Annotated in this window: 14 protein-coding genes; 4 read left to right on the forward strand and 10 right to left on the reverse strand. The window is 62.7% G+C overall.

Annotated features, from left to right (window positions below; all coding sequences use genetic code 11):
- Positions 1-204 precede the first annotated feature (204 nt).
- The 5 genes from AAAX32_RS03360 to dnaK all read right to left on the reverse strand — a co-directional run bounded on the left by AAAX32_RS03360 (position 205) and on the right by dnaK (position 7,250).
- Positions 205-2,505, reverse strand: a complete 2,301-nt coding sequence (locus tag AAAX32_RS03360; RefSeq protein ID WP_349100002.1) for a hydratase — start codon at positions 2,503-2,505, stop codon at positions 205-207.
- A 444-nt stretch (positions 2,506-2,949) separates the two neighbouring features.
- Entirely contained in the window at positions 2,950-3,366 is a 417-nt protein-coding gene (locus tag AAAX32_RS03365) for a helix-turn-helix transcriptional regulator (RefSeq protein WP_006235210.1), read from the reverse strand.
- 72 nt (positions 3,367-3,438) lie between these two features.
- Positions 3,439-4,404 carry a DnaJ C-terminal domain-containing protein gene (locus AAAX32_RS03370; protein ID WP_117876925.1) on the reverse strand — a complete coding sequence of 322 codons (966 nt, stop codon included), beginning with the start codon at positions 4,402-4,404 and terminating at the stop codon, positions 3,439-3,441.
- Positions 4,405-4,512: 108 nt separating this feature from the next.
- Entirely contained in the window at positions 4,513-5,355 is an 843-nt protein-coding gene (locus AAAX32_RS03375; protein ID WP_217107429.1) for a nucleotide exchange factor GrpE, read from the reverse strand.
- A gap of 2 nt (positions 5,356-5,357) precedes the next feature.
- Positions 5,358-7,250, reverse strand: coding sequence for a molecular chaperone DnaK (dnaK, locus tag AAAX32_RS03380; protein ID WP_006235214.1), 1,893 nt, complete (start codon positions 7,248-7,250; stop codon positions 5,358-5,360).
- Between the two features lie 595 nt (positions 7,251-7,845).
- Between dnaK and AAAX32_RS03385 the strand changes: the two genes are divergently transcribed.
- Positions 7,846-8,031: a 4Fe-4S binding protein gene (locus AAAX32_RS03385; protein WP_006235216.1), complete on the forward strand. Its 186-nt coding sequence runs from the start codon at positions 7,846-7,848 to the stop codon at positions 8,029-8,031.
- A gap of 238 nt (positions 8,032-8,269) precedes the next feature.
- On the opposite strand, the gene AAAX32_RS03390 is transcribed toward AAAX32_RS03385, so the two are convergent.
- From AAAX32_RS03390 to nadA, 4 genes are read right to left on the reverse strand one after another with little or no spacing between them, the layout of a single operon-like run.
- Positions 8,270-8,815, reverse strand: a complete 546-nt coding sequence (locus AAAX32_RS03390; RefSeq protein WP_217107428.1) for a transcription repressor NadR — start codon at positions 8,813-8,815, stop codon at positions 8,270-8,272.
- Positions 8,815-9,675 (reverse strand): carboxylating nicotinate-nucleotide diphosphorylase, encoded by an 861-nt coding sequence (gene nadC / locus AAAX32_RS03395; protein WP_117564546.1) that lies wholly within the window; start codon positions 9,673-9,675, stop codon positions 8,815-8,817. Before nadC ends, AAAX32_RS03390 begins: the two co-directional genes overlap by 1 nt.
- Before the next feature lie 3 nt (positions 9,676-9,678).
- A complete protein-coding gene (locus AAAX32_RS03400; protein ID WP_349100003.1) occupies positions 9,679-11,055 on the reverse strand; it encodes an FAD-binding protein in 1,377 nt (458 codons plus the stop codon).
- 55 nt (positions 11,056-11,110) lie between these two features.
- Positions 11,111-12,136 carry a quinolinate synthase NadA gene (nadA, locus tag AAAX32_RS03405; protein WP_349100004.1) on the reverse strand — a complete coding sequence of 342 codons (1,026 nt, stop codon included), beginning with the start codon at positions 12,134-12,136 and terminating at the stop codon, positions 11,111-11,113.
- 292 nt (positions 12,137-12,428) lie between these two features.
- On the opposite strand from nadA, the gene AAAX32_RS03410 reads away from it, so the two are divergent.
- A complete protein-coding gene (locus tag AAAX32_RS03410; RefSeq protein WP_349100005.1) occupies positions 12,429-13,151 on the forward strand; it encodes a LytTR family DNA-binding domain-containing protein in 723 nt (240 codons plus the stop codon).
- Positions 13,151-14,542 carry a GHKL domain-containing protein gene (locus AAAX32_RS03415; protein ID WP_349100006.1) on the forward strand — a complete coding sequence of 464 codons (1,392 nt, stop codon included), beginning with the start codon at positions 13,151-13,153 and terminating at the stop codon, positions 14,540-14,542. Before AAAX32_RS03410 ends, AAAX32_RS03415 begins: the two co-directional genes overlap by 1 nt.
- Here the strand turns inward: AAAX32_RS03415 and AAAX32_RS03420 are convergent.
- Complete coding sequence (locus AAAX32_RS03420; protein WP_349100007.1) at positions 14,503-15,078, reverse strand: hypothetical protein; 576 nt, start codon at positions 15,076-15,078, stop codon at positions 14,503-14,505. The genes AAAX32_RS03415 and AAAX32_RS03420 overlap by 40 nt on opposite strands.
- Before the next feature lie 136 nt (positions 15,079-15,214).
- On the opposite strand from AAAX32_RS03420, the gene trxA reads away from it, so the two are divergent.
- The gene (gene trxA, locus AAAX32_RS03425; protein WP_022093990.1) at positions 15,215-15,535 is read left to right on the forward strand and encodes a thioredoxin; all 321 of its coding nucleotides are present in this window, start codon (positions 15,215-15,217) and stop codon (positions 15,533-15,535) included.
- Positions 15,536-15,584 lie beyond the last annotated feature (49 nt).

Raw genomic sequence — 15,584 nt, forward strand, 5'->3', positions numbered from 1 at the left:
CGCCTACCCCTTCATGGTGGTTTTCGACAAAAGAAGCCGCCCCGATAACAGAGGCGGCATCAAGCAAGTCTATTTATTAGCGTCCCTCAAGACCCAACGAGAACGCAGAAATGTAGCCCGGGGCTTACCCTTTCCCGAACGCGACCCTCGCGAAGCGCGTGAGCGGGCGGGAAAGGGTAAGTCCCGGGCGGACAATTAAGTGCGTTACTCGGCAGCGGCCTTGAACTTGTTGTAGTTGATCAGGCAGCCGGCCTTGACGATGGCACGCTCCTCTGCCGTCATATCGGCAATGTAGAGCTCAATCTGCTCGACCGCACCGTCGGCGCGCACCACGTAGGCGGCGATGTCCTTTAGGTCACCGTCGAGCGCGGCACGGATACCCGGCACAAAGACATAGTCGCCCACCTCAAAGCTGGGCTCGGCCCCCATCTGGAAGGGCACCATACCCCAGTTCATCACGTTGGAGCGATAGCGCTTGGTGGCGTACTCGTGGACGATGTTGGCCAGACCGCCGATCACGCGCTGACAGCTCGCGGCCTGCTCGCGGGCGGAACCGTCACCGGGCTTCTTGGCATAGAGCATGGAGCCGTACTCAGTCGCCTTGGCATCGGCCGCGACACCCGCGCCGACCAGCGCCTCAAACACGCCCGCAAGCTCGGCATCGAGTGCCGCCAGATCGCCTGCTGCCTCGCCGGCAACGCGGCGCTTCTCCACGGCGTCGACCTCCTTGGAGCGACCCACGTAGGCCGGATCGCGACGGCTGAGCGTAAACTCGGCCAGGCCCAGCGGGTTGGAGCGGAAGGAGCTCGTCTCGCCCGAAGGAATGAGCTCGTCGGTCGTGGTGACCGGATCCATGATCTTGGAGCACACCTTGAGCAGGATATCGTCGCCGAGCGGCTCCATCGCGGGCCACGGCTTGATGTTGGGACCCTCGACCAGCTCGTCGGCAGGCTCCGCCTTGCCAAAGCCCCAGTACACGCGCTTTTTGTACGGCGCGTCGTCAAAGGTGTACTCGCAGGCCTCGTCCCAAGTCTCCTCGGGCAGGTCGGTCGCCGGCGTCAGGACGCCGCCGTTGGCAGCCGTCGCCGCAATGGAGCGGGCGTCCATCAGGGCCACGGCGCTCAGCTGGCCATTGCCCGGCTTGGAACCCTCGCGGTTGGGGAAGTTGCGCGTAGTGTGGCGGATCGAAAGGCCGTTGTTGGCGGGCGTGTCGCCGGCGCCGAAGCACGGGCCGCAGAACGCCGTGCGCACGATCGCGCCGGCCTCCATGAGGTCGTAGATGTAGCCGCGGCGTGTAAGCTCGAGTGCCACGGGCTGGCTCGTGGGATAGACCGACAGCGAGAACTCGCCGCAGCCGGTGTTGGCGCCCTTGAGCACGCGGGCAGCCTGGACCACGGAGTCGTAGTTGCCGCCCGAGCAGCCGGCGATAACGCCCTGCTGCACGTGCAGCTTGCCGTCGACGATCTTGTCGAGCAGGCTAAAGTGCGTCTTGCCCTCGCCGATCTTGGCGGCCTCGAGCTCCACCTCGTGCAGGATGTCCTCGAGGTTCTCGTTGAGCTCGTCAATCTCAAAGCCGTTGGAAGGATGGAACGGCAGCGCGATCATGGGCTTGATGCTCGACAGATCGACCTCGACGCAGCCGTCGTAGTAGGCGACATCGGCGGGCTTGAGCTCGCGGTAGTCGTCGCCGCGGCCGTGCATGGCCAAAAACGCGTGTGTGTCCTCGTCGGTGGCCCAGATGGAGGAAAGGCAGGTGGTCTCGGTGGTCATGACGTCGACGCCGTTGCGATAGTCAGTCGTCATGCTCGCGATGCCGGGGCCCACGAACTCCATGACCTTGTTCTTGACGTAGCCCTTGGCAAAGACGGCGCGGATGATGGCGAGCGCCACATCGTGCGGGCCGACGCCGGGGCGCGGAGCGCCCGTGAGGTAGATGGCGACGACGCCGGGATAGGCGACATCGTAGGTGTCGCGCAGCAGCTGCTTTGCCAGCTCGCCGCCGCCCTCGCCCACGGCCATGGTGCCCAGGGCGCCGTAGCGGGTGTGCGAGTCGGAGCCCAAGATCATCTTGCCGCAGCCGGCGAAGTTCTCACGCATAAAGGAGTGGATGACCGCAATATGGGGCGGAACGAAGATGCCGCCGTACTTCTTAGCAGCGGAAAGGCCAAAGACGTGGTCGTCCTCGTTGATGGTGCCGCCCACGGCGCACAGCGAGTTATGGCAGTTGGTGAGCACGTAGGGCAGCGGGAACTGCTCCATGCCCGAGGCACGCGCCGTTTGGATGATGCCGACAAAGGTGATGTCGTGGCTCGCCATGGCGTCGAAGCGGATCTTGAGCGCCTCGGGATCTCCGGACGTATTGTGTGCCTGGAGGATCGAATACGCGATGGTGCCACGCTTGGCATCCTCGGGCGTCTGCGTAATACCGCGCTCGGCAGCCTCGGCCGCAGGCACAACCTCGCTGCCGCCGCGCAGGTAGATGCCGTCCTCGTACAGCTTGACCATACTGTCTCCCACTCTGCCCGAAAGGCTCGGGCGCATAGCATACATTCATTCAATATCGTGCCATAGAACAGTTGCGAGTGGGTTGCGAATCTGCACGTTCACTTTATCTCGGTAAAGTAAAGGACGAGCCCCTTGCATCACTCTCCTAACAAGGAGTGTCCCAAAGTGCCGGCACAAAAGGAACGTCCCCAAGTGCCAAATGCCGCAAGAATGTCCCCTTTGACTAGTCATTTAAGAACGTCCCCAATGACTACCCTGCCGTATCCGGAGCAAGGCAACGCCGCAGGTAGAGGACGGACAGCGAGCGACGTCCAGAGCGAACAAGTTGGCATGAAAAAGGCAAGGCATAGACCTTCTGGTCATGCCTTGCCTTTTGAATGACAAATTGTCGCTCTGGACGTCGAGCAGCGTCGGCCCGTTACGCGGTTTGGTAAAACCGCGTAACTACAAATCCCCGCCGGCGCCCAGCAGCTTGCGCATGACTTGCTCGGGGTTAACTGAGCCGTCGCGCGGGGCCAGGGCGGTGATCTTCTTTTGCATCTTGTACTCGTGCAGCTCGTCCTCGAGCTGGCGTACGCGGGCGCGGAGCTTCTCGTTCTCGCGTTCGCGCTCCTCGGCACGCTCCTTCATATCGAGGATGCGCACCACGCCGGCGAGGTTGATGCCCTCGTCGGTCAGTTGGTTGATGAGCTCCAGGCGCTCGATATCGGCACGCGAATACAGACGCGTGTTGCCGCCCGAGCGCTGGGGATTCACCAAGCCTTTGGACTCGTAGACGCGCAGAGTCTGCGGGTGCATGCCGGTCAGCTCGGCCGCCACGCTGATCATGTACAGCGGTTTGTTCCTATTGTCCTCGGCCATGCTACCTGACCCCTTTCCGTCTCGTTATCGTCCATCATAAGCCCGTGGGCGCGGGCGTGCGCCGCGACCGCCCTAGTACGTCGCCTTGTAACGGTTGACCTTCTCGCGATAGTCGCGTGTGTCGGTCTCGCGCAGCTTGGTCATGGCATCGCGCTCGTCATCGGATAGGTTCGTGGGGACCTGCACCTTGATCTCGACGAGCAGCGCGCCTGTGCGGCCACGGTGCTTAACGTCGGGCGCCCCCATTTCCTTAAAGCGGAACTTCTTGCCCGTCTGGGTACCCGCGGGCACCTTCAGACGAACCGTCGCACCGCCGGGCGTCGGCACGTCCACCGTGCAGCCGAGCGCCGCCTCGTAGACCGAGACCGGTACCTCCATGGTCACGTCGGCACCTTTGCGCTTAAACAGCGGGTGCTCCTCCACATGCGTGGTCACGACCAGGTCGCCGCGCTCGCCACCCGCAACGCCATACTCGCCGCGACGCTTGTAGCGCAGCTTGCCGCCGTCGACCGCACCCGCAGGCACCGAGACCGTAATGGTCTGCTGCTCACCTGTCGAGGGAATGCGATAGGTGACCTTGTGCGTCACACCGCGAAACGCGTCCTCGGCCGTCACATCGACGGTCAGCGACAGGTCGCCGCCCTTGCGAGCACGGCTGCGGCCAGCGCCGGCACCGGCAGCGCCCGCAGCCCCGGCAAAGCCCGAGCCCCAATCGCTGCCCCAGGCGCCGTTGCCGCTAAAGATGCTGTCGAAGATGTCGCCCCAGCCGCTGGCACCCGCGCCGGCACCGTAGCCGCCGCCATACGCGCCGCCCGCGCCCGGCATACCGCCAAACATGAGCATCTGGTCGTACTCTTTGCGCTTCTTCTCGTCCGAAAGCGTCTCATAGGCCTCGCTGATCTCCTTAAACTTGGCCTCGTCGCCGCCGGCATCGGGGTGATATTTTTGCGCGAGCTTGCGAAACGCGCTCTTGATCTCTTTGTCGGAGGCGCTCTTGGATACGCCCAGGATGTCATAGAAGGTTTTGCCTGCAGCCATCGTAGCTCCTCTCCTGTTACGTCCGCCGTCCATGCAGACGACGGCTCATGCTTTCATATGGCACTAGGCCAGAAAGGGCCCCGGGTGTTGCCCCGGGGCCCTTCTCAATTACTCCTCGGTGCTCTCGGCCGTATCGGCCGCAGCATCCTCGGGCGCCGCTTCGGGCTCCGGTGCGGGGCGCTTCTCGCCACCGTAGGTCACCGTCACCATCGCGGAACGCAGGATGCGATCCGCCATGCGGTAGCCCTTCTGGTACACGTCGTTGACGGTCTCGTCGTACTGCGACGCGTCCTCAACGCGACCCACGGCCTGGTGCTCGAGCGGATCGAACGCCTCGCCCTTAGGGTCGATGGGCTCAACGCCCTCGTGCGCAAACACATCGAGCAGCTTGGCATGCACCGCGTCGACGCCGTCGACGAACTGCTTAAAGTCGTCGGCAAGCTCCTGGCTGCGGGCATGGTCGATCGCACGCTCGATATCGTCGACCACCGGCAGCAGCGCGGTGACGAGCTTCTCGGTCGCGCGCTCGCGCTCGGCGATACGCTCATTGGCGGTGCGGCGACGGAAGTTCTCCCAGTCGGCCTGAAGACGGGCGGTACGCTCAGTGGCGTCCTTTGCCTTGTCCTCGGCGGCCTTCTGAGCCTCTGCCGCAGCATCGAGCTCATTGCGCACGTCGGCGAGCTCCTTTTGGGCCTGCTCGAACTTGAGCTTAAAGTCGTTGTCGGCGGCTTCCTCACCGGCGCGGATAGCGGCTTCCACCATCTCGTCCTCGGTCATCGTCGCCTCCTTGTTGGAATCCTCTACCTGGTTCTCGGCAGCCTCGGCGGCCGCGGCCTCGTTGGCCTCGGTATCGTCGACGGCCTCTACGGGAATCTTCACGTCCTTCTCCTCAGAGTCAACGGGGGCGGCACCAACGGCGGCCGCCTCCGTGCGAGCTTTACGGGCGGACATGATTACTTGTCCTCGTCGTCCACAACCTCGTAGTCGGCGTCGACAACGTCATCGTCGGCAGGCTGGGCGCCGGCGGCACCGTCGGTCTGCTGCTGAGCGTCGGCGTAGACAACCTGGGCCAGCTCGTAGGCCACGGACTGCAGGGACTCGCCGGCGGCCTTGATGGCCTCGACGTCAGAGCCCTCGAGCGCCTTCTTGGCGTCGGCGATAGCGGCCTCGGCCTTGGACTTCACGTCGGCGGAAACCTTGTCGCCCAGCTCGTTGAGGGTCTGCTCGGTGGAGTAGCACAGGCTGTCGGTCTGGTTGCGGACCTCGACCTCTTCCTTCTGCTTCTTGTCCTCCTCGGCATGAGCCTCGGCGTCCTTGACCATACGATCGACTTCGTCGTCGGAAAGCGCGGTGGAACCGGAAATGGTGATCTGCTGCTCCTTGCCGGTGCCCTTGTCCTTAGCAGAGACCTTGACGATGCCGTTGGCGTCGATGTCGAAGGTGACCTCGATCTGCGGCACGCCGCGGCGGGCAGCCGGGATACCGGTCAGCTGGAACTTACCGAGCGACTTGTTGTCGCGGGCAAGCTCGCGCTCGCCCTGGAGCACGTTGATCTCGACGCTGGTCTGGTTGTCGGCAGCGGTGGAGTAGACCTCGGTCTTGGAGGTCGGGATCGTGGTGTTGCGGTCGATCATCTTGGTCATGATGCCGCCCATGGTCTCGACACCCAGCGACAGCGGGGTAACGTCGAGCAGCAGGATGCCCTCGACGTCGCCGGTGAGCACGCCGCCCTGGACGGCGGCGCCGTCGGCAACGACCTCGTCGGGGTTCACGGACATGTTGGGCTGCTTGCCGGTCATAGTCTTGACGAGCTCCTGGACGGCGGGCATACGGGTGGAGCCGCCGACGAGGATGACCTCGGTCAGATCGGAGAGCTTAAGCTTGGCGTCGCGCAGGGCGTTGGTGACAGGCTGCTTGCAGCGCTCGAGCAGGTCGCGGGTGATCTTCTCGAACTCGGCGCGGGTCAGCGTGTAGTTGAGGTGCAGCGGGCCGGACTGGTTCATGGTAATGAACGGCAGGTTGATGGTGGTCTGCTGGGCGGCGGAGAGCTCCTTCTTGGCGTTCTCGGCGGCCTCCTTCAGACGCTGCAGGGCCATGGGGTCCTGACGCAGGTCGACACCGTTCTCCTGCTGGAACTTATCGGCCATCCAATCGATGACGCGCTGATCCCAGTCGTCGCCGCCCAGGTGGTTGTCGCCCGAGGTGGACAGAACCTCAAACACGCCGTCGGCGAGGTCGAGGATGGAGACGTCGAAGGTACCGCCGCCCAGGTCAAAGACCAGGATGCGCTGGTCGGTGCCCTGCTTGTCCAGGCCATAGGCCAGAGCAGCAGCGGTCGGCTCGTTGACGATACGCTTGACGTTGAGGCCGGCGATCTTACCGGCGTCCTTGGTGGCCTGACGCTGGGCGTCGTTGAAGTAGGCCGGGACGGTGATGACGGCGTCGGTGACGGTCTCGCCCAGATACTTCTCGGCGTCGGCCTTCATCTTGGCGAGCGTCATGGCGCTCACCTGCTCGGCGGTGTAATCCTTGCCCTCGATGTCGACGACGGCACGGCCACCCTGGCCCTCCTTGACCTCATACGGCACGGTCTTGATCTCGGAGGTGCACTCGGAATACTTGCGGCCCATGAAGCGCTTGATGGAGAACACGGTGTTCTTGGGGTTGGTGACAGCCTGGTTCTTAGCGGCCTTGCCCACGACGCGGTCGCCGTCGGCACGGAAGCCCACGACAGACGGGGTGGTGCGGTCGCCCTCGGCGTTCACGATGATGGTCGGAGAACCGCCCTCGAGGACGGCCATAGCGGAGTTGGTAGTACCAAGGTCGATACCAAGAATCTTGCCCATTAGAAATTCCCTCTCTCTTGTGCGTTTGCACCGACTCGGCGGTCTGCCGAGCGGTGTTTCGGCTTGTCTTTCAGGATGTAGTGTATCCCCTTATGGGCCGGAATATACAAAATCTAAGTCAATTCATATAAGATTTCTTATTGCTGAGAGTTTAGGTTCTTAAATGTGCAGGTAGATGCGCTGATTGAGTTCTCGGCAAATCTATCGAGATCTATGTAGAGATGGCTGAGGCTTGGGTCCGAGGGTGCCTGGGGCTGCCTTGCGGAAAGCTCGTCCCGTTTTGAGAGCTGATACCGGGTCGCAGTTTCCGCTAGCGGGCCCAACCGGAAACTACGACCCGGTTTTCGGCCAAATAACGGGATGCCCTTTCCGCAGGCGCGCTCAATAGCTCGATATTTCAAGTCACCTTTAGCTAACATTTGCGCAGCTCAACGGCCCCACCTGCGCATTTTTTAGTAAACCTTGGCATACTCGGCGAACGGTATGAAGATGCCGGTCAGAGGGTATTGCAAACGGTCGCTCCCGTGGTATGTTTTTGCCCGAATCAAACCGGCGCGCATCGCCTGTAGCGTCGGTCAACAGAGAGGAAACTACCATGGCTCATCCCGTAATTGATGCCGACGAGTGCATCGCTTGTGGCGTTTGCGTCGACTCCTGCCCCGCTGGCGTTCTGGAGCTCCAGGACGTCGCTACCGTCGCTGACGAGGACTCCTGCGTCGCCTGTGGCGCTTGCCAGGACGCTTGCCCCGCTGGCGCGATCACCGAGATCGTCGAGGAGTAACAACTCCCCCACTTGCACACTCAAAAGTACACCGTGCACAAAAAAGGAGGCCTCCGCATCGCCGCGGAGGCCTCCTTTTTGTGCGGATAACTAATTTGGCACCGTCGCAGGTTGAGCCCACGTCAGCGAAAACGTCCCTAAGCGAGCAAGGTGACGTGAAAGAGGAGGGAAGCGTACTTTGGGTACGCGACCGACGATTGAACGTCAGATTGCCGCTTAGGGGCGTTTGCAGCGTCGGCTAAGAGAGATCGTCTTCGTAGGGCATCAGGTCTGCTAGGTAGCCTTTTTCCTTGAGCATCGCCTCGATCTCGTCGAGGGTCTGTTCGTCCTCCGCCGCAATGCGATGGAAGTGGTAGCCGCTGGTCACCGTCAGCAGCGGGAAGCTCTTGCCGCTCTCGATATCGCGCAGATAGCGCTCAACATCGCGACGATTGCGGATGTCCAGGTCGGCCGTGATCTTACCGTACACGCGGTGATTGACGATCACGTTGAGCACGGCGCCTCCGGCGTCGACGATACTCGTGAGCTCATCGCCTGCCTGCTCCACGCTGTGGCGAACCTTGACCAAGCGCGTGGGCACGGCGGGGCTGCTGGGGGCCTCCTGCAGCACGTAGCCGCGGTTGGTCGCCACGATATCGTGCCCATCGGCGCGCAGCAGGGCGATGTCCTGCACCACGACCTGGCGGCTCACACCCACCTCGCGGGCAAGCGCGCTGCCCGAAACTGGCCCCTTGGCTCCCTCGAGCACGGCCATGATGGCACGGCGACGCTCGCGGGCGTCCATTATTTACCGTCCAGCAGACGCAGGTGCTTAAGCGAGAGGTCGAGAATCGGCGCAGAGTGCGTCAATGCCCCCGAGCTAATGTAGTCGACGCCCAGATCAGCCAGGGCGCGGATATTGCTGGCATCCACGTTGCCCGAGCACTCGGTCTTGGCGCGGCCGGCGATAAGCTCAATCGCGGCAGCCATGTCGTCGTGAGTCATGTTGTCGAACATGATGATATCGGCGCCGGCTTCCACGGCCTCGCGCACCATGTCCAGGTTCTCGCACTCGATCTCGACCGTCGTGGTAAACGATGCATGGGCGCGCGCCATCTCGATCGCACGCGTCACGCCGCCGGCGGCGTCGATGTGGTTGTCCTTGAGCATGACGGCCGTCGACAGGTTGTAGCGGTGGTTGCTGCCGCCGCCGATCTCGACCGCCGCCTTCTCAAACACGCGCATGCCCGGCGTGGTCTTGCGTGTGTCGACAAGCACGGTCTTGGTGCCCTCGAGCGCCGCGGCCATGCTGTGCGTGTAGGTAGCGATACCGCTCATGCGCTGCAGGTAGTTGAGTGCCACGCGTTCGCCCGAAAGCAGCACGCGCACATCGCCGCGCACCTGGCCCACGTGGTCGCCGGCGTGCACCTCGTCGCCATCCGAGACATCGAACAACACGGAGCTCTGCGGATCCAGCAGCTCAAAGGTGCGGGCGAATATGTCCAGGCCGGCGATAATGCCGTCGGCCTTGGCGATGAGCTCAACGGTAGCGGGGCGCGCCGTGGGGCACACGCTCGCCGTACTCACGTCCTCAAACGTAATGTCCTCGCGCAGAGCCTGCAAAATCAGGTCATCGACGACGAGCTTCATGGTAATGGGATTCATGGTCTACTCCTCCACGGCCTGCGTGCCGGCGGCACGGGCCAAATCATCGATTGCCAGGGAGTCGGCGCTCAGGGCGCGATGACGCCCGTCAAGCGCGGGCTCGCCCGCCCGCTCCACGGCGAGCGACTCGCCGGTGCGCATGCACCAGGCGGCACGGCGGCCCCAAACCAGGGACTCGAGCAGGCTGTTGGAAGCCAGGCGATTCTTGCCGTGCACGCCGTTGCAGGCCGTCTCGCCCGCGGCGTAGAGCTCGGGCATCGAGGTGCGGCCGTCCTTGTCGACCCACACGCCGCCCATAAAGTAGTGCTGCGTGGGCGTAACGGGGATGGGCTCGTCCAAGATGTCGCGGCCGTCCTCAAGGCAGCGCGCGCGAATGTTGGCAAAGTGCCCAGTCACCACGTCGCGCTCGACGGGGGCAAAGCTCAGCCACTCGTGCTCGGTACCGTCCTGCTTCATCTGCTCGCGGATGGCGGCGGCGACCACATCGCGCGGCTGAAGCTCGTCGGTAAAGCGCTCGCCGGCGGCGTTGAGCAAAATCGCGCCCTCGCCGCGGCAGCTCTCGCTGATCAGGAAGGTGCGGCCCGGCTGCGGCGAGAACAGGCCCGTGGGGTGAATCTGCACGTAGTCCAGATGCTCCATCTTAATGCCATGCTCCTGAGCAATGTAGCAGGCATCGCCCGTGAGCTGCGGGTAGTTGGTCGAATGGTCGTATACGCCGCCGATACCGCCCGTCGCCCACAGCGTGTGGCGGGCATGGATCTTAAACGGCTCGCCGGCATGCACGCCCTCGGCGGTATTTGCCAGCTCGTCGGCGGGGCGAGCTGAATCGTCCTCGTCCACGGCAACAGCGACGACACCAGTGCACACCGTGGCCCCATCGCGCTCGGCCGTCAGGATGTCGGTCATGGCAACGTGTTCGAGAATCTGCACGTTGTCCAGCTTGCGGACGGCCTGAAGCAGCTTGGTCGTAATCTCCTTGCCCGTAATGTCGGCATGGAAGGCAATGCGCGGACGGCTGTGCGCGCCCTCGCGGGTAAAGTCGAGGCCGCCATCGGCCTTGCGCTCAAAATCAACGCCCATCGCTAGCAGGTCGTTGATGACCGAGCGGCTCGAGCGGATCATGATGTCGACGCTCTCGCGGCGGTTCTCGTAATGGCCGGCGTGCATGGTGTCCTCAAAGAAGGCATCGTAGTCCGAGCCCTCGGGCAGCACGCAGATGCCGCCCTGCGCGAGCATCGAATCGCACTCGTCGACCGCGCCCTTGGAGAGCATGATCACGCGCGTGCTCGTCGGCAGGTTGAGCGCCGCGTACAGGCCCGCTACGCCGCAGCCGGCAATGACGACGTCGCACTCCATATCGGGGTATTGCTTGGTTTCCACAGGAATCCTCTCCCTTGAATGTGACATAAGGAACCGTCCCTCATGCCACATTGTTCTAGCGTGCTGCGTACTCGAGCATGCGGTCGAGCGTAAGTTTGGCCTGGTCGGCAGCCTCGTCCGACACGCCGATCTGCACCTCGCCCTCACCCGTCTCCAGGCAGCGCACGAGCTTTTCGAGCGTGATGAGATCCATGTTGACGCAGGTGGGCTGCACCGCGGGGAAGTAAAACTTCTTGCCGGTGCCCTGGCAGCGGCGCTCAAGCTCGTAGAGCACACCGCGGACCGTCACGATAATGAACTCGCTCGCGTCCGACTCCTCGGCGTACTTGATAATGCCGGCGGTGGAGCCGATGTAGTCGGCCTCGGCCAGGACGTCGGCCTTGCACTCGGGGTGCGCCAGCACGAGCGCGTCGGGGTGCGCCTCCTGCGCGTCGACGATCTGCTCAACGGTGATGATGTGATGGCGCGGACAGTAGCCGTTGTTGAGGATGACGTGCTTTTGCGGCACCTGCTCGGCTACGAAACGGCCCAGGTTTTGGTCGGGAATGAACAGGATATGCTGCTGCGGCAGCTCGGACACGATCTTAACGGCGTTGGAGCTGGTGACGCACACGTCGCTCCAGCTCTTGATCTCGACCGTGGAGTTGACGTAGCAGACCACGGCCAGGTCGTCGCCGTACTCGGTGCGCGCCGCGTCGACCGTCTCGCGCTTGACCATGTGAGCCATGGGGCAGTCCGCGCCCGGCTCGGGCAGCAGCACCGTCTTGGTGGGATTGAGCAGCTTGGCGCTCTCGCCCATAAACTCCACGCCGCACAGCACGATGGTCTGCTGCGGCAGGCTCTTGGCAAGCTTTGCCAGGTAGAAGCTGTCGCCGACGTAATCGGCAACGGCTTGGACCTCAGGCGCCACATAGTAGTGCGCCAGGATCACCGCGTCACGTTGGGTTTTTAGTTGCTGAATGGCCTCGACGAGCTCTGCGGGCACCAGTGCCGCGCGCTCCGTTGCCGTCGTTGCCGATGCTAGGCCGGCCGCGATATCGCGTGCAAGCTCCGACGCATCCATGTTCGCGCTCTGTGCCATCAAGGCCCCTCTCTTTTGGCGAATCTTGGGGCTTTAGTATGACACCTAGGTTTACAGCTGACAAGACAGCTGTAAACCTAGGTGTAAAGTTGAAATAAAGATTCAATCATGCGGCAGGTCCATTTTCGAACTGGCAAGCTGAGGATAGCCGAGCTCTCGATAGCGCAGGAGGCATCTTTCGCCACCGCAATACCGCTCGGCGCGAGTTGCGCACCATGAGGCACGAACGGGCGCTCCCCCGCGAGTGGTCCGCGCCCAATGTGGCAAAATCGAACTACTAAGGGGGCTCAGAATGCTCAAGATTATTGCCTGCGACGATGACGTCGCTTTTCTAGATAGACTGCACCGAATGATCGACCGTTGGTCGACCGAGACGGGCACGGCGGTCGATGTTGCGCTCGTTACGCGCGGCGAGGACCTGCTGGCGCGCCACGCCGCGTCGCGCGCCGACATCATCCTGCTCGACATGATCATGCCGCTCGTCAACGGCATGGACACCGCGCGCGAATTGCGCCAGGCCGACACCGCCGTGCGTCTGGTGTTTCTCACCTCATCGCCCGAGTTTGCACTGGAGTCCTACGAGGTCCGCGCCTTCGACTATCTGCTCAAGCCCGTGACTTACGAACGCCTGGCGCAGTTACTCGACGAGCTTTCGAGCATGCGCCCGGCGGCAACCGACGAGCTCGTGATCAAAACGTCCTTTGGCTACCACGCCCTGCACCTGTCCGACATCGAATATGCCGAGGCGCGCAACAAGCACGTGGTCTTCCACCTGCGCGACGGACGCGATATCGAGGCACTCGAGTCGTTCCGCAGCGTCGAGGACCGTTTGGCGCAAAATGCCACCTTCTTTAAATGCCACCGTAGCTACCAGGTCAACTTGCGCAACATCGACCACTTCGATCGCACGGACATCGTCATGCGCTCCGGCGCGTGCATTCCGCTGTCGCGCAGCAGCAAGCAGGGGTTCCAAGACGCCTACTTTGCGGTGCGCTTTGAGGGCGGGAGGCGCTGATGATCTCCTCGGTCGAAATGGTCCTTTGGGCAATCCACCACGCCACAACGCTACTCTTTGGCGTCTTTGCCTCGGCGGCGCTGTGCGGTATCGAAATCAATCGACGCCATGCACTCGAGTTGGTGGGGGTCGGAGCCGCAACCGGCGCTGCCTTTTCGATCGCCAATGTCGTTGGCGGAGAGCTTTTTGCCCGTCAGGTCTATCCGCTCGTCGTGCACCTGCCGCTTACCGTCTACTTGTGTGCGCGCTACCGCCTGAGCCCGCTGCTCGCGGCATTGGGCGTCACCAGCGCCTATCTGAGCTGTCAGTTCAGCAATTGGATGGGTATCGCCGCCTTTGCCGCAACCAATTCTCAGATTGCGTACTATCTGGCACGCATCGCTACCACGCTCGGCGTCTTTGCCGTCCTGCTGCATTGGGCCGGCGACATTGGACCCCGCCTGGCGATTAAAAGCCCCACCGAGCTGGGCATCCTTTTAATCCTGCCGCTCGTCTATTACATCTTTGACTACGCCACCAACGTCTACACCACGCTGTTCCACTCGGGCTCGGTGGTGACGGTTGAGTTTTTGGCCTTTGCGCTCTGTGCCTTCTATCTTATGTTTCTTGCCGTTTACCTGCGCGAATACGAAGAAAAGGAGACCGCCGAGCGAGAGCGCTGGATGCTCGAAACCCGCGACAGCGCCGCCATCAAAGAGCTCGAGGCTTGGCGTCAATCTGGGCGCGAGCTGTCAATTCTTCGCCACGACATGCGCCACTTCCTACGCGGCCTGGGCGCTTTAATTGAGGAAGGCCACACCGACGAGGCGCTCAAACGCATCGACGAACTCTGCGAAGCCGGCGACCGCACCGCCGTACGCCGCTTCTGCGCCAACGAGACCGTAAACATTGCGCTTTCGTCATTCAACTCGGATATCAATAGAAACGGCATTACCGCCAACCTGCGCGCCGCCGTACCCGAAACCGTCCACGTAGGCGACGCCGACCTGTTTAGCGTGCTCTCGAATGCCTTGGAAAACGCTATCACCGCCGCAAGCGCCGCGCCCCAAGGAAAGCGATTCGTCGACTTTGACCTGCGATTGGAGGACAGCCAGCTGCTGCTGTTGGTTTCCAACACGTTTGACCGCGCGCCGCGCATGGTCGACGGCATGCCCGTAGCCGCGCACACCGGGCACGGCTTTGGAACCAAGAGCATTAAGCTTGCCGTCGAACGCATGAACGGCAACTGCCAGTTCCGCATTAACGGCGATCGGTTTGAGCTGCGCGCTGTGATGTATGGGCGCGGGCGCGACGGATTTGCGTTCCGCGGGTACGGCTCGCCCGCTCGGGGTCGTTTGTCGACGCGGGCTCGCTACAGCGGAGCGGCCGCCGGGGTCAGCTGCTTGATGTAGGCCCACATGCGCTGCTTAGCGGCCTTGTCGGCGAGTGCCGCCTCAAAGCCGTCGAGCGCGAGCACGCGGCGGCCCTGCACATGGGCGACCAGGCCGGGCTTGAGCATGGCGGTGTCGAAGTCATCGATCGCCACGAGCATATCGGCGTAGGTCTCGCGCATGGCGTCAGCCGCGTTGTTGTCGAGCAGCAGCACCGCCTCGGGGTCCAAGGCCTCAAGTGCCTCGCGGAACAGCTCGCACGGCAGCGTCTCGCCCACCGCGACCGCTCCGTCACCCACGCCGGCGACGCTTGCCAGCACGCAAAAATCCTCGGGCGCGTAGCCGATGGCCCCAAGCGCCTTGCGCAACGCCGCACCGTCCGGACCGGCAGCCAGCTCGCCGCCCGAGCGCTCGGCCTCGTCCAAATCGCCTTTGACCAGAACGATCGGCGAGCACGCGTTGCCCGCGATGCGCACGCCACGGCCCACAAGCGATGCGAGCTCCTGCTCGGCGGCCTGGGCGATGACTTCTTTTTTCTGGCTTTGTGACGTGGACATGCGCTCTCCAATCGTTTGCGTGCCCACCATTATATAAAAGAGCTGCCCGCGAGTGGTTGCTTTGCGGGCGGCTGGGTATAAGCACGGTCGTACTGAGTTTTACGCGGCCGAGCCGCGTCGCATTATGGAGGTCACCATGGCTGACATTAATCAGATTACCCCCGAGAACTTCGATTCCATCGTTAACGACAGCCTGCCCGTGCTGGTCGATTTTTGGGCACCCTGGTGCGGGCCCTGTCGATCCCTCTCGCCCATCGTTGACGAGGTTGCCGATGAGCTGGCGGGCAAGCTTGCCGTTGCCAAATGCAACGTCGACGACAACCAGGACCTGGCCATGAAGTATGGCGTCATGAGCATCCCCACGCTGATTGTGTTTAAGAACGGCGAAGAGATTGACCGCTCGGTTGGCGCTCTGCCCAAGGCGAGGCTGCAGGCGCTGCTGGAAAAGCATCTGTAATACGCTTGTTACTTACCCGCCGTCCATGAGCGGTTTTGCACCGCTCGCC

Source organism: Collinsella sp. CLA-ER-H3, from assembly GCF_040092425.1.
Classification (GTDB): Bacteria; Actinomycetota; Coriobacteriia; order Coriobacteriales; family Coriobacteriaceae; genus Collinsella.